Annotated in this window: 19 protein-coding genes; 14 read left to right on the top strand and 5 right to left on the bottom strand. The window is 38.4% G+C overall.

The genetic code is table 11. The annotated features are described in order from the left end of the window. Positions 1–12 precede the first annotated feature (12 nt). The 4 genes from RDV78_04495 to RDV78_04480 all read left to right on the top strand — a co-directional run bounded on the left by RDV78_04495 (position 13) and on the right by RDV78_04480 (position 4,429). Positions 13–1,389: an MATE family efflux transporter gene (locus RDV78_04495; protein MDS1029767.1), complete on the top strand. Its 1,377-nt coding sequence runs from the start codon at positions 13–15 to the stop codon at positions 1,387–1,389. A gap of 144 nt (positions 1,390–1,533) precedes the next feature. Continuing rightward, a complete protein-coding gene (locus tag RDV78_04490) occupies positions 1,534–2,898 on the top strand; it encodes an amino acid permease (GenBank protein ID MDS1029766.1) in 1,365 nt (454 codons plus the stop codon). A 346-nt stretch (positions 2,899–3,244) separates the two neighbouring features. Next, positions 3,245–4,039, top strand: a complete 795-nt coding sequence (locus RDV78_04485) for a polysaccharide deacetylase family protein (GenBank protein ID MDS1029765.1) — start codon at positions 3,245–3,247, stop codon at positions 4,037–4,039. A gap of 198 nt (positions 4,040–4,237) precedes the next feature. Further along, positions 4,238–4,429, top strand: coding sequence for a sigma factor G inhibitor Gin (locus RDV78_04480; GenBank protein ID MDS1029764.1), 192 nt, complete (start codon positions 4,238–4,240; stop codon positions 4,427–4,429). 51 nt (positions 4,430–4,480) lie between these two features. Here RDV78_04480 and RDV78_04475 read toward each other — a convergent pair whose 3' ends face one another. Beyond that, positions 4,481–4,987: a flavin reductase family protein gene (locus RDV78_04475; protein MDS1029763.1), complete on the bottom strand. Its 507-nt coding sequence runs from the start codon at positions 4,985–4,987 to the stop codon at positions 4,481–4,483. A 160-nt stretch (positions 4,988–5,147) separates the two neighbouring features. On the opposite strand from RDV78_04475, the gene RDV78_04470 reads away from it, so the two are divergent. The 7 genes from RDV78_04470 to rsmI are packed head-to-tail and all read left to right on the top strand — an operon-like array spanning position 5,148 to position 11,047. Then, positions 5,148–6,590 carry an aminotransferase class I/II-fold pyridoxal phosphate-dependent enzyme gene (locus RDV78_04470; GenBank protein MDS1029762.1) on the top strand — a complete coding sequence of 481 codons (1,443 nt, stop codon included), beginning with the start codon at positions 5,148–5,150 and terminating at the stop codon, positions 6,588–6,590. 34 nt (positions 6,591–6,624) lie between these two features. Then, the gene (gene tmk / locus RDV78_04465; GenBank protein MDS1029761.1) at positions 6,625–7,269 is read left to right on the top strand and encodes a dTMP kinase; all 645 of its coding nucleotides are present in this window, start codon (positions 6,625–6,627) and stop codon (positions 7,267–7,269) included. Then, positions 7,266–8,267, top strand: a complete 1,002-nt coding sequence (holB, locus tag RDV78_04460) for a DNA polymerase III subunit delta' (GenBank protein MDS1029760.1) — start codon at positions 7,266–7,268, stop codon at positions 8,265–8,267. Before tmk ends, holB begins: the two co-directional genes overlap by 4 nt. 22 nt (positions 8,268–8,289) lie before the next feature. Continuing rightward, the gene (locus tag RDV78_04455; GenBank protein MDS1029759.1) at positions 8,290–9,165 is read left to right on the top strand and encodes a stage 0 sporulation family protein; all 876 of its coding nucleotides are present in this window, start codon (positions 8,290–8,292) and stop codon (positions 9,163–9,165) included. Then, positions 9,140–9,418: a DNA replication initiation control protein YabA gene (locus tag RDV78_04450; GenBank protein MDS1029758.1), complete on the top strand. Its 279-nt coding sequence runs from the start codon at positions 9,140–9,142 to the stop codon at positions 9,416–9,418. The genes RDV78_04455 and RDV78_04450 overlap by 26 nt, the downstream gene beginning before the upstream one ends. A 12-nt stretch (positions 9,419–9,430) precedes the next feature. Further along, positions 9,431–10,168, top strand: coding sequence for a tRNA1(Val) (adenine(37)-N6)-methyltransferase (locus RDV78_04445; GenBank protein ID MDS1029757.1), 738 nt, complete (start codon positions 9,431–9,433; stop codon positions 10,166–10,168). An 18-nt stretch (positions 10,169–10,186) separates the two neighbouring features. Beyond that, positions 10,187–11,047 carry a 16S rRNA (cytidine(1402)-2'-O)-methyltransferase gene (rsmI, locus tag RDV78_04440; protein ID MDS1029756.1) on the top strand — a complete coding sequence of 287 codons (861 nt, stop codon included), beginning with the start codon at positions 10,187–10,189 and terminating at the stop codon, positions 11,045–11,047. A gap of 114 nt (positions 11,048–11,161) precedes the next feature. Here rsmI and RDV78_04435 read toward each other — a convergent pair whose 3' ends face one another. From RDV78_04435 to RDV78_04420, 4 genes are all read right to left on the bottom strand, one after another. Then, positions 11,162–12,814 carry a recombinase family protein gene (locus RDV78_04435; protein ID MDS1029755.1) on the bottom strand — a complete coding sequence of 551 codons (1,653 nt, stop codon included), beginning with the start codon at positions 12,812–12,814 and terminating at the stop codon, positions 11,162–11,164. Positions 12,815–12,871: 57 nt separating this feature from the next. Beyond that, complete coding sequence (locus RDV78_04430) at positions 12,872–13,075, bottom strand: transposon-encoded TnpW family protein (GenBank protein ID MDS1029754.1); 204 nt, start codon at positions 13,073–13,075, stop codon at positions 12,872–12,874. Positions 13,076–13,150: 75 nt separating this feature from the next. Next, positions 13,151–14,050, bottom strand: coding sequence for a phage major capsid protein (locus RDV78_04425; protein MDS1029753.1), 900 nt, complete (start codon positions 14,048–14,050; stop codon positions 13,151–13,153). A 273-nt stretch (positions 14,051–14,323) separates the two neighbouring features. Further along, positions 14,324–16,627 carry a phage/plasmid primase, P4 family gene (locus RDV78_04420; GenBank protein ID MDS1029752.1) on the bottom strand — a complete coding sequence of 768 codons (2,304 nt, stop codon included), beginning with the start codon at positions 16,625–16,627 and terminating at the stop codon, positions 14,324–14,326. Positions 16,628–17,495: 868 nt separating this feature from the next. Between RDV78_04420 and RDV78_04415 the strand changes: the two genes are divergently transcribed. The 3 genes from RDV78_04415 to RDV78_04405 are packed head-to-tail and all read left to right on the top strand — an operon-like array spanning position 17,496 to position 20,807. Next, on the top strand, positions 17,496–17,726 hold the full coding sequence (locus RDV78_04415; GenBank protein MDS1029751.1) for a helix-turn-helix transcriptional regulator: 231 nt from the start codon (positions 17,496–17,498) through the stop codon (positions 17,724–17,726). A gap of 14 nt (positions 17,727–17,740) precedes the next feature. Then, on the top strand, positions 17,741–19,726 hold the full coding sequence (locus tag RDV78_04410; GenBank protein ID MDS1029750.1) for an N-6 DNA methylase: 1,986 nt from the start codon (positions 17,741–17,743) through the stop codon (positions 19,724–19,726). Then, complete coding sequence (locus RDV78_04405) at positions 19,719–20,807, top strand: restriction endonuclease subunit S (protein MDS1029749.1); 1,089 nt, start codon at positions 19,719–19,721, stop codon at positions 20,805–20,807. Before RDV78_04410 ends, RDV78_04405 begins: the two co-directional genes overlap by 8 nt. The last annotated feature ends 37 nt before the right edge of the window (positions 20,808–20,844 follow it).

Genomic DNA, 20,844 nt, shown 5'->3' with positions numbered 1-20,844 from the left:
AGGGGTTTTACTATGGATCGTTCAGAAGCAATGCAAGACCAAAAGATAGGCAGTTTGTTGTTTAGTTTTTCACTACCTGCTATTATCGGGATGTTAGTTAATTCCCTATATAATATTGTAGATAGAATTTTTGTAGGACGTGGAGTTGGAGCTATGGCTATTGCCGCTACTACAGTTGCCTTCCCAATTATGATTATATTGATGGCAGTTTCCGTTTTAATTGGGATTGGTGCCACTGCCCTTATTTCCATTCGTTTGGGGGAACAAAAAAAGGAAGAAGCTGAAAAAGTAGCAGGTAATGCTATGGCCATGTTAATTCTATTGCCGGCTATACTGACAGTTTTTGTTCTGCTGTTTACAGAACCTATTTTAAGTGTTTTTGGGGCTAGTCCGGCTGTCTTTCCCTATGCCAAAGATTTTGTACACATTATTATGTTGGGTTCTGTTTTTGGCTCAATTAGTATGGGCATGAATAATTTTATTCGGGCTGAAGGTAACCCTAAAATGGCTATGAGCACCCAGATCATTGGAGCAGTTATTAATGGTATTCTCAATTATATTTTTATTTTTAAATTAGGAATGGGGATTAAAGGTTCTGCCTTGTCAACTGTAATTGCCCAGTTTATTTCAGCAGCATGGGTCTTAAGTTATTTCTTTATCGGCAGAAGCTTGGTGAAAATAAGGCTAAAAAACTTAAAACTGCAAGGACCTGTTTTAGTAAGCATTATGACCATTGGTTTCGCGCCCTTCGCTATGCAGGTTGCCAATAGTATTCAGCAGTTGATTTTAAATAAAACATTAATGTTTTATAGTGGTGATTTGGCCCTTTCGGCGGTGGGAATTATGCTGAGTATTTCCACTCTCTTGTTCATGCCCATTTTAGGATTAAGCCAAGGGGCACAGCCTATTATTGGTTATAATTATGGGGCACAGCAGTTTGACAGGGTTAAAGAAACTTTTAAAAAAGCAGCTATAGCCGGTACCTGTATAGCTTTAATCGGTTATTTGATGATTAGTATTTGGCCTAGCCAAATTGTTGGCCTCTTTAGTAAAGGGGATACTGAACTGACAACTCTGACTATCCACGCTATGCATGTATATTTAGCACTTTTTCCTGTAGTTGGTTTTCAAATAATTGGCTCCCATTATTTCCAAGCAGTTGGGAAAGCAGTCCAATCTGCTATCTTAAGCCTCTCCAGGCAGTTATTATTATTTATACCCCTGTTACTTATTCTACCTCGTTTTTGGGGTGCAGAGGGGGTTTGGATGACAGCACCTCTTGCTGATTTACTGTCGGTTATGCTAACTGCATCCTTTGTTTATTTTGAGCTAAAAAAACTTGGAAAAGATGTTCAAGCGCCGAAATCAGATCCTATTTTGTCTGAGTAGCTCTAGCACTGCTCTATCTGCAGTGCTGCTCTCTGCAGGCCCTCAGCTCCCGCGACTCTATTGTTGCTATTTTTTTACATTATATTTCTAGCTGTAATTGGACACTTTTATGGTGAAAGGCAAATTTGTAGGAGTGAAAAATATTTGGAAAAGCAGCAGTCTTTGCAAGGTTTTGACTTAAAGCATCTTGTGGTTATGGCCCTGGGAAATATTATTGGTTCAGGCATTTTTCTAGCCAGCGGTACCGTTATCTCTTTAGCAGGGCCAGGAGCCCTTTTGGCCTATTTGCTGGGAGGGTTTATTATGTTGCTGGAGGTAATGTTTATTGCCGAAATGTCTATTGTTAATCCAGCGCCAGGTTCTTTTCGAGTTCATGCTGCGGAAGTCTTTGGCCCAGGCGTAGGCTTTGTCAACGGTTGGATGTTTTGGTGCAGCGGTCTTTTAGGTATGGCTAGCGAAGTTACTGCTGCAGCCATTTATACTTCTTTTTGGTTTCCGACAGTTCCCCTGTGGATCTTTTGTCTAATTTTTGCTTTGATCATGACTATTTTTAATTTTACCGATGTGCGAGGCTTAAGTAGAATTGAAACTTGGCTTGCTTCTGTGAAAGTAATTAGTTTAGTGCTTTTTATACTCTTTGGTATTTTAGCCGTATTGAGGCTGCTTCCTTTTGAAATAAACGTTTCCAGCCACGGCTTTACCTCCCTAAATGATTTTTTACCTCATGGGTTCAATGGTTTATTTGCAGCCATGCTCATTGTGTTATTTTCTTTTACCGGAACAGGCATCATTGGGCTGGCTGTGGCTGATACTAATCGGCCGGAAAGAGATTTACCTCCGGCTATCTATATTATAACCGGCACTGTGACTGCCCTTTATGTACTGGCCATATTATTCTTAATGCTCCTTGTTCCTTGGCAACAGATTTCCACAGCCCAGAGCCCTTTTGTCACAGTGTTGCAAAGCTATGGAATACCTTACGCTGGAATGATTTTAAATTTTATTGTACTTTCGGCATCTCTATCGGGCTTAAATTCCTCAATGTATAGCGCATCTCGGATGTTGTATTCTTTAGGGAAGGGAAAACAGGCTCCTGCCTTATTTATGAAAACTAATGAGCAGGGCGTACCTATCTATGCAGTGGGAGTGAGCAGCTTAGTCTTATCTTTAACTGCTGTTTTATCCTATGTATTGCCTCGTCAAGCATTTATTATTTTACTAGGTGCCAGCGGTTTTTTAGCCATGTTTAACTGGCTGACTATTTCTGTTACTCATTATTTTTACCGGCAAAAAGTACTTAGAGAATGCCCGGAAAAGTTAAAATATAAAGTACCTGGATATCCTTATGGAACATTTTTAGCTATTGTTCTAATCGCCGCTGTTTTAGCAACTTCTCCCTTGTATGCCGGACAAGTTCCCAGCCTCATTGGGGGAATAGGCATTATCGGAGTTATAATTTTAATCTATTTTGGGCTGGAGTTACATAAAAGACTTAAAGTAAAGACATGATCATTAGCGACATTGCTGACAAAGGTTTTCCCAATGCTCAGGAAGCGTCAGAGGAAGTTCGATTAGAAAAATAAATACTAATCTGTCTATTTAAATAAGCATGTTTTCCTATTATATTTTAGGACGAACTTTTGATATAATATATATATATTGTATGATTCATCAAGTCAAACTGAAAATAGCGGCACAGATAGGACAAGCACAGACGCGACAACCACAAACTAGAATATTCTAGCTTATAGTTAAAATTGTAATGACAAAACCTGAGTAAAATTTCCCAACAGGCATAGCAAAAGGTTAAATCCAATAGAATGCACTAGGGTTTAATTTCTAGGGGGTATTAAGCATGAGAGTTTTTGCATTACGCCGCAAATCCTTGAGACTTCTTGTGATCGGCATTAGTTTACTTGTTTTTGGCGGGTTTTTGACTGGCGGTCCTTTTGCTGGGTCTACAGAAACTTTAGCTGGTTTTGTAACAGGAATAAAAAAACTTCATCCTATCTATAGCGTGGATACGAAAGAGCCGAAAGTTGCCATTTCCTTCGATGCATCCTGGGGAGCTGAAAGAACTCCCAAAATATTGGACATATTAGACAAATATAAAGTAAAAACAACTTTCTTTTTAGTTAATATCTGGCTAAAAGAATACCCAGACAAAGCCCAGGAAATTGTTAAGAGAGGACATGAAATAGGGTTACATTCTACCACTCATCCTGATTTCAAGAAACTGTCAGAGCAGCAAATGGAAAAGGAATTAACTGCGAACAGTGAAATGATTTACAAACTGACTAAATTTAAACCTATTCTTTTCCGGCCACCCTTTGGCAGCTATAATAACACAGTCATAACTGTTGCTCAACGTCTGGGCTACCATGTTATTCAATGGGATGTTGATTCCCTGGACTGGAAAAACCTATCAGCTAATGAAATTCAAAATAGAGTCCTAAAAAAAGTGAAAAATGGAAGTATTGTACTATTTCATAATGACGGTAAGTACACTCCGGAAGCATTGGGCCCTATCATAGCAGAATTACAAAAGAAAGGCTTTAAAATTGTACCTGTTTCAGAATTAATTTATCAAAACGATTATTATGTAGATGTAAATGGAATACAACACAGCAGCCAAGCCCCAAAAAATTAGAAGTATGAACACTTCTCAAAAAGGGCAATATATTAACAGGGGGTTATTAATTATTCCCCGACAATTGCTTCAATTATTGCATTAGTTGCAGCTCTAGTTTTAACAGGATTCCTAGCAGGCTACACTGGATAAAGCAGGTTTTGTGCGAACCTGCTTTATCTATCTAAGCAATTAATGTCAGAAAAGCAGGTGAATAAAATGACTGAAGCTAGTAATTTGCTGCCGCGCTGTATTATTTGTGATTCAGTTCCTAACGATGGGATAATAGGCGGTGTGGTAATAAAGGGAATTTTTATTTGCCACCAATGCTCCTTGGAATTAACAAATTTAGAAACTACTGATGATAAATATGCCTTGTATATGGGCAAACTAAAAAAATTATGGCAGTAAAGTTTGCCCATAAAAAACTCCTTGCTTGAGGGCAAGGAGTTTTTTATGAGTCTATTCTTTTTTGTAGCAGGCTACTATCTCTCCAAAGTACATAACGTGATAGTCTCCTTCAGGGTACATACTGGTTTTGCAATCCTTATCCAGTAAAGCAGGTTCCATAGCTTGCTGATAAATGACCTTGCATTCATAATGCAATTCACATTCTCCAATAATGGGTGTTTCCAGAACCTTCCCCGGCTCTAGAGTCAGATTGCATTCCTTAAATTTATCAAAATCCCTGCCTGATTTGGATCCACAGAAGGCGATGGCTTTCTTTAGATCTTTTTTAAGAGGGACACTAACAGTAAATTCCTGGGCTTTTTCTAACAAAGGATATGTATATCTTGAATATCTAACGAGAACCGTAAAAATGGGCTTTTTCCATATATAACCGATATTACCCCAGCCAATAATCATTGTGTTTGTTTTATCCTGATTTTTTACAGTTAAAAAGGCTCCTTTAGGCAGCTGTTCAAGCAGCTCCGCTGCAAGTTCATTATACTTTAAGTCAGTTATCATTTTTTAGCTCCTTTCCATCTAATTTATAAAAATTATTCTCCTAAGAATATAGTATCCCTCCTTTTTCACATACTTTGCAAAAAATTTTGTTACTTTTGCAAAGCGTGGCATGTTCCTGACCAATATGGTACAATTATTAAATTAAAGAGGTGTTTCAGGAATGGAAATAAAAATGCCTTTGGTGGAAAAAATTATGGAGCATCTTGGACAAGACCGGGTTAGGTTCCATATGCCAGGACATAAAGGTTTTCTTAATAATTCAAGGCTGGAGCAGCTCCTGGGTGCAAAAGTTTTTCAGGCAGATTTAACAGAAATACCCGGATTAGATGACTTACATCAGCCTCAAGGTGTAATTGGAGAAGCAGAAACACTGGCTGCTCAACTATTTAAGGCTGAAGCTACCTTCTTTCTAGTTAATGGAGCAACTGCAGGCATTGAAGCAGCTATGCTGGCCTTTTGCCCGCCTAGGTCCAAAGTACTAGTACCTCGAATAGCCCACAAATCAGTTTTAAATGGGCTGATTTTAAGTGGCGCTGTTCCTGTTTACCTGGAGTCTAAAATAACAGCAGCTGGAATTTTCTTACCTCCTAGGGAAGAAGATATTATCTCCGCACTAAGGGAGAACAAGGATATTACTGCACTATGCCTAACTAATCCAACTTACTTAGGTTTAGCTGGCAAATTAGGAGAAATAAGGGAAATTGCCTGCCGGAGTAAACAGCGTTTAATTGTAGATGAGGCCCATGGAGCCCATTTTTATTTCCATACTGCTTTTCCTCCATCTGCTCTAGAATTAAAGGCAGATGCTGTAGTCCATGGAACTCATAAGACTTTAGGTTCTTTAACTCAGACAGCAATGCTGCACCTTAGTAAAGCTGAAGATAAAATTAAAATAAGGGAAGCATTAGGTCTGGTACAAAGTACCAGTCCGTCCTATATATTATTAGCTTCACTAGATGCTTGTCGGCACCGGCTAGAGGCCGGAAACATTAATTACGGTAAAACTGTGGAACTAGCTCAGTATGCAAGGGATGAAATCAATAAACTAAAAGGTTTTTGGTGCCTTGGAGCAGAAGTACAGCAATTAGGTTTAAATTATGATCCCACTAAGCTGGTAATTGGCTGCCGCCAAATGAGCGGCTACAAATTAGAACAAATTTTACGGTTGAAGTATCAAATAGATTTGGAAATGGCAAAGGAGTTTTATGTTCTTGCCATGGTTACCATTAACGATCAGGAACAGTCAATTGGGCAATTAATTACAGCTTTAAAGGAAATTAGTCAAATATACAGAACAAATGATAGTAGGCTTAGCGGTTTGGATTATCTATCTTTAACCGAAGGATATCCTTTGCCTAAGGTGATAGTGCCCCCTAGAGAGGCTTTTTTTAGCTCATCAAAGAAGGTTCCTTGGTTCCAGGCACAGGGACAAGTCTGCGGGGAAACAATTATTCCCTACCCTCCCGGCATCCCTTTAATCTGCCCGGGAGAGCTAATTGATGCTAATTTAATGGAAGCAATTGCCAAACTAAAAGCATTTAAAATACAGTGGCAAGGGTTAAGCGACCCGGAACTGAAAACTGTTAGAATCATAGATAACTAATTTTATGCTATCCTACTAAAGGAGAGAACTTATTTTGCAGGGGAAATTTATCACAATTGAAGGTCCCGATGGGGCTGGGAAATCAACCCAAGCAAATCTTTTGTCTAAATATTTTCAGAGTTTAGGCTTTCAGGTAGTATTAACTAGAGAGCCTGGCGGAACGCCACTAGCTGAAAAAATAAGGGATTTGCTCCTGGACCCGGAGAACATTAAAATGAAGCCACTGACAGAAGTTTTATTATATGCAGCCAGCCGTGCCCAACATGTAGGGGAATTAATTTATCCAGCTTTAGAAGCTGGTAAAATAGTAATTTCCGACCGCTTTAGCGACTCTAGCGTTGTTTATCAAGGTGTTGGCCGAGGCTTAAACAAAAAGCAAATTCAACAGATTAACAGTTATGCGGCCCTTGGGCTCCAGCCTGATCTAACTATTTTATTAGATTTAGACCCTGCAAAGGGATTAGAACGTTTAAAATGCAGATATAAGGGCCGGCAATGTTTAGACCGGCTGGAACAAGAATCCTTAGATTTTCACCGCCGCCTGCGGGCAGGGTATTTAGCTTTAGCTGAAGAAGAACCGAAAAGAATTAAAATTATTGGGGCTGAAGGTACCATCGAAGAAATTCACCGGCTAGTTAGAAGTTTGGTGCAAGATTTTCTGCATTTGGAGGAAGTATGAAAAACTTAAGGCAGATAAAGGGTCAGCAGCAGGCCATAGAACAATTGGAAGCAGTTTTAAAAAGCACTAATATTAGCCATGCTTATCTATTTTTAGGGCCCAAAGGTACAGGAAAAAAGACAACTGCTTATGCTTTCGCAGCTTCCTTACACTGCTTAGATCGTGGAGATGACGCTGCCCATTGTGGACATTGTTTATCTTGCCTGAAAAACGAACATGGCAATCATCCTGACTTGTATTTCACTGAACCTCAAGGAACATCGATTAAAATAGACCAAATTAGGGAAATTAAAGCATTAAGTGCTTTTAAGCAACTAGAAAGTAAATATAAGGTTATAATTATAAATGATGCACATAAAATGACGGAAGAAGCAGCAAACAGTTTGTTAAAAATATTAGAAGAACCTCCAAGCCAAACTATATTTATCTTAACTGCAGACAGCACCTATGGTTTGCTGACAACTATAATTTCCAGATGCCAAATTGTCCGCTTTAACTTATTAGCTTCTGGAGTAATTCAGGAAATTTTGCGGGATGAGTTTGCTGTTCCTGAAAAAGAAGTCTATTTTTTAAGCCAGCTGGCGGGAGGCAGCGTTAGCCAAGCTTTAAAAATCCGGCAGCAAAATGCTGAAGGAGATCAAGTGGATTTGCTAAAAAAAGTACTGGAACTGATCCGACAAGAAAATTACTTGGAATTATTAAACTTAAGTGCCCAACTAGGAAAAAGCGATGAACTACAAGTTTTTTTAGGCTTTTTGCTTTACTGGTATCGAGATCTGCTCATTTGGGCTAAAACAAAGGAATTGAAATTAGTCCAGAATCAACAATTATTATTAGAAGAACAACACAATTATGAAGATAGAGAGAGCTGCAGTTTAATAGCTCAAAAGGCAATAATGCTTGTTGCTCAAGCTTTAAAAAGATTAAAGCAGAATGCTAATTCAAGACTAACTTTAGATGTTTTATTTTTAAAACTATGTACAATAAGTAAAAATTGATCAGATCAAAGGGGCAGGATGTATGGGAGATAATAAAGTGAATGTTGTAGGAGTGAGGTTTAAAAAAGCTGGGAAAATCTATTATTTTAACCCCGGAGAATTTGATATAACTTTAAATAGCAAAGTTGTTGTGGAAACTGCTAGAGGTATTGAATTTGGTGAAGTTGTAGTTGCCCCAAAGCTAGTAGACGGGGACGAAATCGTAACTCCATTAAAAGAAGTTGTCCGGGTAGCTACAGAGGAAGATAAAGAACAGGCCAAAATAAATCAAGCAAAGGAAAAAGAAGCGTTTCAAATCTGTGCTAAAAAAATAACTGAACATCATCTCCCCATGAAACTAATCGATGTAGAATATACCTTTGATGTAAGTAAAATAATTTTTTATTTTACAGCTGAAGGTAGAGTGGATTTTCGGGAGTTAGTAAAAGATTTAGCTGCTATTTTTAAAACGAGGATTGAGTTGCGGCAAATTGGAGTAAGAGATGAAGCTAAAATGCTTGGTGGACTTGGCTGCTGTGGCCGGGTTTTATGTTGCTCCGCCTTCTTAGGGGACTTTGAACCCGTTTCCATAAGAATGGCTAAAGAACAAAGTTTATCCCTAAACCCTACGAAAATATCAGGTATCTGCGGCCGATTAATGTGTTGTTTAAAATATGAGAATGACTGCTATGAAAAAGCTAGGGAAAGAGTACCTGAGATTGGGACCATGGTAGCTACCCCAATTGGCAGCGGCAAAGTCATAGAGGCTAACTTGCTCAAAGAAAAGGTTAGAGTAGTTTTTCCAGATAACCAAATCGAAGAATTTCCGACTTCAATGATTACAATCGAGGGTAAAGCATTAGAAATACCGGCGTGCCCTGGAGGAAAATGTCATGAAGCTGACGGAAACTGTGATTGAGCTAGAAAAAAAAATAGCTTCCATATTGGACGAAGTTAGGGAACTAAAAATGCGGGTCTATGCTCTAGAGGATCAAAATACCCAGCTAAGGGCAGAACTATATGCCAAAAAAAGCCAAGTGCCGGGGGAAGGCTATGATAATTTAGCACGACTTTATGAAGAAGGCTTTCATATTTGCCCGGCCCATTTTGCCAGGGCTAGAACCGATGGCGAAGATTGTTTATTTTGTCTGGGTTTTTTACAGCGCAGTTAGGAGGTTTAGCAGATGGAGACTTGTGATCAAGCAAAATTGGAAAAACTAACGGAAAATGGCATGCTCATCTTACAACCTCAGTATGGCTATCGTTTTTCTTTGGACGCAGTACTTTTAGCCCGGTTTGCTTCAGTGAAACCGGGTTTTAAAATTATTGATTTAGGGACAGGCAGCGGCGTAATTCCCTTGCTGCTAACAACTAGGGCGAGGGATATTCACATCTTAGGCATAGAAATTCAAGAATCTTTGGCTACCTTAGCTAAAAAAAGCGTTGCCCTTAATCAGCAGGAAAAAGCCATTCAGATTTGGCACCAAGATCTAAATGAAATTCCCAGCGCCTATAATGGCAAATGGGATTTAGTCATCTCTAATCCACCTTTCTTTAAGCTGGATACGGGTAAGGTTTGCCAGGGAGAGAGTCAAGCTATTGCCAGGCATGAAATAAAATGTTCTTTGGCGGACATAGTTGCTAAAGGTTCCCGTTTACTAAAATCCAAAGGCTCCTTGGCTATTATTCATCGTCCCGAAAGGCTAGTTGAGTTATTTAAATTACTTTCAGATTATAAATTGCAGCCTACCAGGCTTAAATTTGTTCATCCTAAGCAGGGACAGGAAGCAACTATGTTTTTATTAGAAGCAGTTAAAGGAACAGTCCAAACCTTAAAAATACTATCTCCTCTCTTTGTGTACGATGATTTTGGTCAATATTCTTTAGAAATGCAGAACATCTTTAACGGAAAAAACATGTAGGATGGTGGGCAAATTTTAATGGAAAAGAAAGCAGGATCCTTGTATTTGGTTGGCACCCCTATAGGAAACCTGGAAGACATGACCTTTAGGGCCGTCAAAGTATTACAAGAGGTTGATTTAATTGCAGCTGAAGACACAAGACACAGCCGGAAATTATTAACTCACTACGATATTCACACTCCCTTAACTAGCTACTTTCAACATAACCAAAAAGCAAAAGGACCTATTTTAATAGAGCAGCTTTTGCAAGGACAAAACATTGCCTTAATTACAGATGCGGGGATGCCGGGTATTTCCGACCCAGGATATGACTTAGTGGTAATGGCCCAAGAGCAGGGCATTCAGGTGATTCCTATTCCGGGACCTTCTGCATCTATTGCAGCCTTAGTGGTATCGGGCCTGCCAACTGATCGCTATGCTTTTGAAGGTTTCCTGCCGCGAGAGGAAAAAGTTAAAAAAGCTAGGCTGGAGCAAATCCGCCAAGAAGAACGGACTCTTATTTTTTATGAAGCTCCCCATCGCCTGAAAAAAACCTTAAGTTCCTTATTTACTTGCTTGGGAGATCGAAAAGCTGCAGCAGCAAGGGAAATAACGAAAAAGTATGAGGAAGTACAAAGGGGTACCATTGGGTCACTTCTAGAGTATTACCAACACCATGATCCAAAAGGAGAGTTTACATTAATTGTAGCCGGGCGGGAACAGGTGCCTGTAGCAGCAGAAAAGAAAGATTTGCAAGAGATAGTGGAAGAAATTTTTAGCATGGAAGCACAAGGCTTAGATCGCAAAGTAGTACTTAAGGAATTAGCCCAGAAATACTCTCTCCCCAAACGGGAGCTGTACCAAGCTGTAATCGCTACCAAGGAAAAAAATCAAGCATAAGCTAAAGAACCCAGCAAGCAAAAAAAAGACACCATTTGGAGCGGTCAGATAGGGATTTATAATTCCTAAAAAATTCGGCATAGTCGTTGATATTCGGCTATGCCGTTTTTTCGTTTATTTTGGTAAGTCGATAGCACCAATGCAGTTATAGAAAATTTGAATCCGCTGGGTTCTGCGGCCATCTACCTTTTCAGCCTTAAATACTATAATTTTGTCAATGAACTCTCGGATAATCTCTGCATCCAATTCTGTAATTTCTGTGTACTTTTTAACCAGTGCCAAAAATCGGTCGGTATTGAGGGACTGTTCATTTGCTGTATCAATAGTACGCTTTAATTTGGTTATCCTTTCTTCCAATGTCTTCTGCTCGGCTTCATATTCAGCCGACATCTTGTAAAAACGCTCTTCGGGAATTTTGCCCATCACATTGTCTTCATATAGCTTTCGAATGATTTTGTCTATGTCAGCAATACGAGCCTGTGCTTGTTCGTATTCCTTTTGACTTTGGCGGAGTTCCTTGGCAAGTTCCTTTTCTGAATTATTCATAACTATACGGATGAATTCCTGTTCATGGTCTTTGGCAAAGGAGGTTACACGTCTTAAGTCTTCTAGCAAAAGCTGTTCCACTACAACATTGCGTATCTGATGTGAACTGCACATACCCTTTTTCTTGCGGTAAGTAGCACAAACGAAGTATTCCTTATCGTGTGTCCATCCCTTGCCTCTAACCTGATACAGCTTTGCTCCACAGTCGGCACAAAACATCATACCAGAAAGCATTCCCATTTCACCTAATCGCGATGGTCTTCGCTTGCCATCTCTGATTTTCTGCACTGTTTCCCAAGTGCCCTCATCAATAATTGCTTCATGGGTATTTTTGAAAACCAGCCAATCTTCTGGATTGTTCAATATCTTGACTTTGCTCTTATATGACTTTTTAGAAGTCTTGAAATTTACCGTGTAACCTAGATATTCCATTTTAGCCAGAATATCTGCTACGGTACGAGCCGACCAAGCATATGGATTTTCAGGTGGTCTTGCTGGAGTGTTAATACCCATTTTGCGAAGATGAACCGTAGGTGTATCAATGCATCGCTTTTCAAGTTGCTTTGCTATCTGCGTGGGTCCAAAGCCAGCCATGCACAGTCGGAAAATATCTCTGACCACTTCGGCGGCTTTCTCATCTATAATCCAGAGCAACTTGTCTTCAGGGTCCTTAATATAACCGTAAGGCGGATTGGTGCAGAGCGGCTTACCGGACTGTCCCTTGGATTTGAACACAGCACGGATTTTCTTGCTAGTATCCTTAGCGTACCATTCATTAATAATGTTAAGAAACGGTGTAAAGTCACTGTCTGCTTGGTTTGCACTATCAATACCGTTGTTAATAGCAATGAATCGTACATCTGCTTCAGGAAACATAATCTCTGTATAATAGCCTACTTTAAGATAATCCCTGCCGAATCGGGACATATCCTTGATGATAATCGTTCCAATTCTACCGGACTCTACATCAGCAATCATGCGGTTAAAGTCTGGTCTATCAAAAGTTGTGCCGCTGACCCCATCATCCACATAAAATTCGATGTTGCGAAAGCCGTTGTCCTCAGCATACTTTTTTAGAATTGCCTTCTGGTTTACTATACTGTTGCTGTCCCCTGCAAGCTCATCATCACGGGAAAGCCTGCAGTAAAGAGCAGTAATTTTTGCTTCTTCAAATGCTAATGTTGATTTACGTATAGTGCTAAATGTTGACTGTCTATTCATTTTTCTCCTCCATTTCCGACAGTCTTCAAGCGGTTTAGCACTATGTATATTACCGTACTACCTTGAAGATGTCGAGTTGATTTCCGTGGGTTTATATGAACTATCTGATAACTTTGAAAGGCTTTTTGCGTTGACTGTAATCAGTCGTTTCAGCTTGGAATATGCACTTTCCTTTGCTGAATCACTTATTCGTGATTCCACCACATAGACCGTACCTCCGATATCGGATTTGGTTGTGCGGCTGTTAATTTGGTTTTCCATATCGTGACCTCCTGTCCGATGATTTGAAGGAACTGGCACTGAGCAGAATTGATGACCCAGTGCCTAATCCATTATTTAAGCTTTTATTTGTAATATTTTCAGAGCATCTGGTTGAATTAGCTTGCCATCCAATCTCTCGTAAGCAGAAAAGCCAACCTGCCCCTGCAATGCATATAATTCACTTAATTTCTTTATTGTTATTGGCTGACGTTCAATCAGCCAGTAGTATGATAAATCTCCGAATACAATGCTTTTTGCTCCTGCAGATACTGTAGGCATATATGGAGAGGTAACTACAGGCTTTCCGAAGATGGTGTTATCTGAAGAATTCCACAGATAACTGCCGCTTGTGTCTTTAAGGGTTCTAAGAAACATGGCTGTATTATCGTGCATGATAAACACAGCGTTATTGCGGTATTCATCTTTTAATGAAAAATACAGAGAGATAATCTCGTCAAAAGAGATGGTAGCACTATCTGCTGTAGTTACATCTGCGTCTGTTGTAAGGATACCTGTTGGCTGAGTTGTACCATTTCCATTAAATAATGCATTTTCCTCAGCCTTGCCAAAACGCTTCGCAAAATCACCCATCAGATATTTTTCTAGATTAAAGTTCATATCGGTGACGAATGAGCGGTTTAGTTTGACAAGAGATGCCAGCTTGTATGATTTCACTAGAAACTGTGTAAATGTATCGGCACTTTCGGGGATTGGATCTCCGTCTTCAACCCAATCTGCTGTACCCGTTGAGGATACCGCTTGAATTTTACCTTCTGCAGAAGATAGATTGATAACAGTAGCAAATCTGCGGAATATATTTTCCTTTGCCAAAGCAGTGTTAAAGCCTTCTCTGAACTCATCTGGTGCGACATAGGCTCCTACATTATCAAAGCCCTCGCTTAGATTTTGATTGTTTTCTTCTTTTCCTTTCATAACATTCCAAAACGCTCTATTATAAGTTGTTGATGTTGCCATAATCGTTTACCTCCTAAATTAAAATGGATTGTGGGGTATATACCCCGTTTGAAACCGCATTTTTTTACGCGTTGTCCCACGCCCGTTGTCCAAATGTAAAGGTGTGGAGATTTGACCTCCCCTAGGGGGCAGGTATTAACACATGGGGTTGTTTCAGTGTTTTTTGTGGTTTTAAGCTTTGTAGCAAGATGTAGCAGGTAAAAACTAAACTCTCTATACGAGAGCGATTTTTTATATAACCTGTTTTTCTTGCTACAAGCTGCTACACTGTGTTTAAATAAGAAAAAATTCTTCTTCAGTCAGCTTATATCCGATAAGCATTGTGGTCATTCCACCACCAGAACGTGGTCGTTTCCGTTCTACACGGGCGATAGCTGTTAATGCTTGTTTGAAGTTTCTTGCATTCTCCGAATAACTTCCATTGGCACTGCACCAACGCTGATACCGGGCATACACTTCGGATGTCCGCACCTCACTATTAGGACTTTCCTCCAAGGCATCCTCGAAAAATAATGCTATTTTGTCGCTGTCACGCTTATAAGCCTCCGTTGCTGTCTTAACGGAATCAGGTAAAGTCAAGCCTTCCTTTTTTAACAGCTGATAGCCTTCAATTAGCCAGTTAAGGATAGCACTCTGATTCTTCGGTTTGGCGAATTCACGTTTTAGGTTTTTATCCTGCTCGCTTTCATCAAAGTGTCGTTCAAAAGGGATAATCACCACTCTGCCACTGGAAAACAGCGTCATATCCGTAATAACGGGCAGATAATTAGTGTTGATATACAGCTTAAACTTTGGCGAAAAGTCAAAAGAATTCTCATGGAGAAACCTTGCGTTGATGGTGTCACCACCCGTCATGCTTTTTACCTGTGCAGCATTTAGGACAAGTCCTCTGCTAGGTTCGGAGATATTCACAAAGCGTACTCCTGCAAGCCGGGCAATATCTTCACTTGGACTTGAACTGTTATTGTTCTTTTTCAGACTGATAGTCTCTGGCCTTGCGGTACAGCCATAACTTCCTAATACCTTAAGAATGCTCTCACATAGCGTACCTTTACCGTTTCGAGTTGTAGCACCATAAAGAACAAACAGGCATTCATACCGAGTGTCTCCGCTGATGCTGTAGCCAAAGGCTTTTTGGAGGAATTTTGCCTTTTCCTCATCACCGCTCATAATCTCATGAATAAATCTATCCCATCGCTCGCTTTTTGCTTCTGGGTCATATTTAACACCAGATATCTTTGTGAGTCTGTCCTCGCTGTTGTGGGGACGAAAATCCATAGACATTAAAAACAACGTCCCATTGGCACAGTTGAGCATAAGCGGGTCTTGGTCAAATTCAGCCATTGATATGGGATATACGCTCTGTGCATCCTTAAGCACCGTTTCTCGGTATCTTCTTGACTGCCACTTTCGGCAATAGTCAATGTACGCCTTTCTTTGATGTTCATCCTGAATAGTCAAAGCATAGGTTAGCAGTTGGTTAGCCAATGATTTACACATTTCCATCACTTTGAGATTCCCTACATCGGGAATCCAAATGCCATTCTCATAGCAAAACCACATCTTCCTTTCAGGAACATAGCGGGCAAAAGATTTATAATAATCAGCAAACAGCCTGCTTGCCCCAATATCTGTCCAAGGGTATCGACCGTTACTCTCAGGCTTAAAGTCAGTAAGAGAGCATTCACCAAAATCCTCTGTAGCTGATGAACGCTTACCACCCGGTCTGTATATTTCGGTAACATTTGCGATTGCTTTTTCTATGGTTATCATTCCATAAGTACTGCCGGACTGTAGTCTATTCCATTTATCTCGCATTAAGCCGCTTTTTCGGAAAAGTCTGTCCATCTGTCCAACATCTCTGCCACACCAAAATGCCAGCATACCGCAAAGTGCCAAATCAGCTTCACTGGCAGAAGCATAACCAGATGTATCTCCCTGCCATAATGCTTTGAACCTTTCTCCGTTTGCCGATTTTAAAGCCTTCTCAATAACAGACTTGTCAGACAGATAGGATTGACTTTCTGTATCCAGTAGTTGCTTCACAGGGGTAGGACGTAGCATAAACTTGTCTAGTATCATTTGTAGCTCATTCGATTTCTCCGGTATATCACCATCTGCAAATACATTGCCCGTTACGGTAACAAAACGATTAGTCGCTCCAGCCACATAGACCTCAACTCCCAGCTTTCTGTTGTTGATATAATATTTTGTTTTGTCAAAGTCATAGCCAGTGGCCTTAAAGAAAATATGAAGCCCTTTTTCAGATGGACTGTGTTCCATATAACAACCACTAAAACCGTCTACAACACTTTGGGCAATAGGCTTAAGCTTACCGCTGCTATCAAAGCAATCATCTAAATCGATAACACATATGTCATAACCGACTAATAAGCCGATGCCATCATAATTACTAACAGCCGATACCGCTGAATTAAATTCTTTAAAAGTACTCGGCTGATCTGGTTTTGCTCTTCTTCCTGTTACCGGGTCATAAGGAACTTTGGTCTTTCTACCATTTCGTTCTTCATATTTCCAACAGCAAAACTGTGGCTTATCTTTAAGCACATGTGGCAAGTTATCATATTTTGTTTTCAGTTATTTCACCTCCTTGCCTGTTATAAATGACCCGAAACGCTACGGTTCCAGAGGGTTTGCCTTGTTTGACACAACCTCGTTATCTTTCAAGGAATACGCTCGGAATTATCGTCATGGCATATTCTGCTTGAAGTATCTCTTGCATTTCGGGGTATTCAGTTGTCAAGGAGCTGTGAGAGAAAAACTATGCTTTCATTTGTAGTTCATAAGAAAGGTAAATCAGCAGAGTATGTTTTGAATGCTATTTCCTCTCTCATCCACAGGACATAAACCTACAGTTTGAGTATCGGAACAAATATTTCTGTGAATTGCTTTCCTCTACTAATAGCCGAAATTATTAACCCCCTAGCTAATATCACAGTAAATAGCTAACTCGGAAGGTCATGCAAAGTATTTTCCTCTCACCTTATAGCCTTGGTAGAACACATTAGTTGAGGATTTTCTAAAAATATTTTTCTTCCTCATCTATAAGCGAAGAATTCTATTGATTCGAACCCTTAAAATAAAAAAACAGCCTGTCTTTTTTCTAAGGTAAAGACGACTGTAATGATTGTGTTTTTACTCAAATTTGAGCGAAAGTGGTATTCAGTTTAAGGAGGCTGAATGCTGTAGTTTTGGATTTTTCAATTAGACTTTTCGACTTTTTTGTCTAAAAGTATGGGATTGCAATGATCGAATAAATTAATGAAGTATAAAACCTAAACTAAAAATGTAAAGTCAAGATAAATTAAAATGATTTGACACTTAGAATCACATAGCAATACAAAACAAAGTTATCGCATATTATTGCGACTAATTATTGAAAAGTTGCGATTTTATTGTTATAATATACGAACAGTATATAGTTATGGAGGGAGAAGTTGTGGCGATTTCGTACAATAAATTATGGAAGTTATTAATTGATAAAAAGATGAGCAAATCAGATTTACGCAAAGAAGCAAAAATATCACCAAATACAATGACAAAGCTGGGTCGTGATGAAGTAGTTAGTCTTGGTATTCTTAGTCGAATATGTGATGTCCTCGATTGTGATTTTGGAGATATAGTAGAACACATTAAGGAAAATGAAAATATATAGTAAGGAGTACTATAATTATGAGAAAAGAAGCAAGCACAGACTTATGGGTTTATGATTTATTAAAAGAAGCAAATCTTGATTACTTTACTCCACAAGGAAGCGATATTAAAGAAATACATAGAGCCTTAAAAACTGCATCAAAATCAGGAACTAATAATGTTGGTTTTCCAGAATATACAGGTGTAGTAAAAGACTTTTTAATCGTTATCGAGGATAAAGCAGATTTGTCATTTCACGTAGCAAGAGACGAACAAAATCTACTTAAAGAGGATACCTCAAGTAATGTTAATTACGCAGTTAATGGAGCTTTATTTTATGGCAAACATCTCATAAAAAATACTACATATAAAAAAGTTATCGCCATTGGAGTTTCAGGAAATGAAAAGCGGCATCGTATCACGCCAATTTTTATAGATGAACGCTTAAATTATAAAGAACTACCGGAAATAGAAACATTTATATCTTTCAAAGAAGAAAATATTGATGAGTACTATATTAAGGAAATATTAAAAGAGGCCACTGACCAAGAAAAGGAAACTACTGAAATTCTAAAAGACGCAGCTACTCTTCACGAAGATTTGCGTAATTATGGCAGTATTCAAGATAAGGATAAACCTTTGATTGTCTCGGGTATTTTACTTGCACTTCGAGAAATGGAATACAAAAACTTTGATATAAACAACTTAAATGGTGATAAAATCGTAACCGATGGAGCAAAGATATATAAAGCTATAGAAGATAACCTAGCTCGTGCTAATGTATCTCCACAAGTAAAAAAAGATAAATTATTGAGACAGTTTTCTGTTATCAAGGATACAGCAAAAATCAATCAGATAAACCCTACACTTGGAAAAACTCCAGTGAAACATTATACTGAGTTTCTCTATAAAAGTATCTATCAAAGCATTAGATACCATCGTTCTTCAGAGGATTACTTAGGAAGATTTTACGGAGAGTTTATGAGTTATTCAGGTGGAGATGGACAAAGTTTAGGAATTGTACTCACACCAAAACATATAACAGAATTGTTTTGTGAATTGCTAGATTTAAAGCCAACAGACAATGTCTTGGATCCTTGCTGTGGAACAGCCGGATTTTTAATAGCAGCCATGAGCCATATGTTGAAACAAACAGATGATGATTTTCAGAAGTTAAATATTAGAAAAAATCAACTTCATGGCATTGAAGACCAAAGCTATATGTTTACTATAGCTACAACAAATATGATTCTCCGAGGGGATGGGAAAAGTAACCTAGAGAACGAAGATTTTTTGAAGCAAAACCCTGCTAAGCTACAGAAAAAAGGCTGTACTGTAGGAATGATGAATCCGCCATATTCACAAGGGTCAAAACAAAATCCTGACCTTTACGAGATTGCATTCACAGAGCATTTATTAGATTCTATTGTCGAAGATGGTAGGGTTGCAGTTATTGTGCCACAAAGTGCTGTTACGGGCAAAACCAAAGAGGAAAGAAATATTAAACGAAATATATTAAAAAAACATACTCTAGAAGGAGTAATCACTCTGAATAAAAACACTTTCTACGGCGTAGGTACGAATCCTTGTATTGTCGTATTTACTGCGGGAAGGCCTCATCACAAAGATAAAATATGCAAGTTTATCAGTTTTGAAAATGATGGATATGAAGTATCCAAACATATAGGATTAGTGGAAACAGCAAGCGCAAAGGATAAAAAGCAACATCTGCTTGATGTATGGTTTGATAGAATTGAGCCAGAAACGAAATTCTGCGTAAAAACAACCATTGAGCCTGATGATGAATGGCTACACTCTTTTTATTATTTTAATGATGAAATTCCATCTGAAGAGGATTTTAGAAATACAATTGCCGATTATATTACATTTGAGGTTAATATGATTACTCATGGCAGAGGATATCTATTTGGCCTAGAAGATGATAACTCTAAATATTACATAGAACAAAAACCAGATATTCTAAAAGTTGCAGAAGAACTGGCAGGTGAAAGTGATGAATAGACTTGAACTTGACAGTGTGGAATGGAAAGAGTTTTTTATAGGTGGCGAAGAAGGACTTTTTAATATTCGTTCAACTAATAGTGGAATTGACAAAAACAAACTTCTTGAGACTAATGGAGACATCCCATATGTCACTAGGAGTAACCTTAATAATGGGATTGATATTTTTGTCGGTGAAAAACAGAACACTGGATTTAGCATTGACAGAGGAAATGTAATAACAATTGGTTTAGATACTCAAACCGTCTTCTATCAGCCAAAGAACTTTTTTACTGGACAAAATATTCAAATTGTAGAAAATAAACTTTTGAACAAAGAAATTGCTTTATTTTTAGTACCATTATTAAAAATTCAAATGAGAAAGTTTAGCTGGGGTAGCACTGGAGCAACTCTAACTAGACTAAATAGAACTAAAATTTTACTCCCAGTTGATTCTAATGGCAACCCCAACTGGAGATTTATGGAGGATTATATTAAGCGAAAACAGAAAGAACAGGCTCAAAAAATTGTTAATTATTATAAACAGAGAATGATTGAATATTGTTTTGAACTGCTTGATTTTGAAAATGTAGAGTGGAAAGAGTTTAAATTTGAAAAAATATTCAAGAAGATACAGCGAGGAAAAAGGCTTACTAAAAGCAATCAAATCGAGGGCAATACACCCTATATATCATCAACAGCAATGAATAACGGAGTAGATAACTTTATAAATAATGAGGATAATGTGCGCAAATTTAAAAACTGCTTAACTGTTGCAAATAGTGGAAGCGTTGGAGCTTGTTTTTATCATCATTATGAATTTGTGGCAAGTGACCATGTAACAAGCTTAAAGTTAAAAGATGCAAATAATGCAGACAAGTATATTTATCTTTTTATTTCTTCAATTATAAAAAGATTAGAAGAAAAATATTCTTTTAATCGTGAAATTAATGATAAAAGAATTAGGCAGGAAAAAATAATATTACCAGTAGATAAAAATGGAAATCCTCATTGGCAATATATGAGGATGGTTATGAAGAAAATTGAGTCCGAAAAAATCTCAAAAGTCGTTGAACACCTAATAAATACATATATTAATTAGATATCTCTTAAAAGCAATCAAAATATTTGAAAACAAC

Source organism: Bacillota bacterium LX-D (assembly GCA_031628995.1).
Taxonomy (GTDB): Bacteria; Bacillota; DUOV01; order DUOV01; family Zhaonellaceae; genus JAVLUO01.
The sequence above is the reverse complement of the archived record's forward strand: the minus strand, read 5'-3'. Positions and strand labels throughout refer to the sequence as shown.

Coding starts and splice junctions, on each gene's coding strand:
- RDV78_04495 (MDS1029767.1), top strand. CDS start 13: ATGGATCGTTCAGAAGCAATGCAAGACCAAAAGATAGGCAGTTTGTTG.
- RDV78_04485 (MDS1029765.1), top strand. CDS start 3,245: ATGAGAGTTTTTGCATTACGCCGCAAATCCTTGAGACTTCTTGTGATC.
- RDV78_04480 (MDS1029764.1), top strand. CDS start 4,238: ATGACTGAAGCTAGTAATTTGCTGCCGCGCTGTATTATTTGTGATTCA.
- RDV78_04475 (MDS1029763.1), bottom strand. CDS start 4,987: ATGATAACTGACTTAAAGTATAATGAACTTGCAGCGGAGCTGCTTGAA.
- RDV78_04470 (MDS1029762.1), top strand. CDS start 5,148: ATGGAAATAAAAATGCCTTTGGTGGAAAAAATTATGGAGCATCTTGGA.
- holB (MDS1029760.1), top strand. CDS start 7,266: ATGAAAAACTTAAGGCAGATAAAGGGTCAGCAGCAGGCCATAGAACAA.
- RDV78_04455 (MDS1029759.1), top strand. CDS start 8,290: ATGGGAGATAATAAAGTGAATGTTGTAGGAGTGAGGTTTAAAAAAGCT.
- RDV78_04450 (MDS1029758.1), top strand. CDS start 9,140: ATGAAGCTGACGGAAACTGTGATTGAGCTAGAAAAAAAAATAGCTTCC.
- RDV78_04445 (MDS1029757.1), top strand. CDS start 9,431: ATGGAGACTTGTGATCAAGCAAAATTGGAAAAACTAACGGAAAATGGC.
- rsmI (MDS1029756.1), top strand. CDS start 10,187: ATGGAAAAGAAAGCAGGATCCTTGTATTTGGTTGGCACCCCTATAGGA.
- RDV78_04435 (MDS1029755.1), bottom strand. CDS start 12,814: ATGAATAGACAGTCAACATTTAGCACTATACGTAAATCAACATTAGCA.
- RDV78_04430 (MDS1029754.1), bottom strand. CDS start 13,075: ATGGAAAACCAAATTAACAGCCGCACAACCAAATCCGATATCGGAGGT.
- RDV78_04425 (MDS1029753.1), bottom strand. CDS start 14,050: ATGGCAACATCAACAACTTATAATAGAGCGTTTTGGAATGTTATGAAA.
- RDV78_04415 (MDS1029751.1), top strand. CDS start 17,496: ATGGAGGGAGAAGTTGTGGCGATTTCGTACAATAAATTATGGAAGTTA.
- RDV78_04405 (MDS1029749.1), top strand. CDS start 19,719: ATGAATAGACTTGAACTTGACAGTGTGGAATGGAAAGAGTTTTTTATA.